The sequence below is a fragment of the Citrobacter sp. TBCS-14 genome, assembly GCF_005280805.1.
Classification (GTDB): Bacteria; Pseudomonadota; Gammaproteobacteria; order Enterobacterales; family Enterobacteriaceae; genus Citrobacter; species Citrobacter gillenii.
This window is the reverse complement of sequence record NZ_SZWM01000171.1, coordinates 1-216: the sequence shown is the minus strand read 5'-3', so window position 1 is coordinate 216 and position 216 is coordinate 1. Positions and strand designations below refer to the sequence as shown.

Here is a 216-nt window from a genome sequence, read left to right as displayed (position 1 = left end):
AGTCGGTGATTAACCTGCTGTCGTACAATATCGACGGCATTATTTTGTCCGAGAAATATCACACTCTGCGCACAGTTAAATTTCTGCGTTCAGCCAACATTCCGGTAGTCGAGCTGATGGATATTCAGGGCGATCGTCTGGACATGGAAGTAGGTTTCGATAACCGTCAGGCGGCGTTTGATATGGTCAGCACCATGCTGGATAAACGCCAGCGGC

The 216-nt window shown here is 49.1% G+C and carries 1 pseudogene; it reads left to right on the top strand.

Annotated features, from left to right (window positions below):
- Positions 1 to 216 (top strand): annotated as a pseudogene (locus FDX22_RS08605) (transcriptional regulator); the annotation flags it as partial.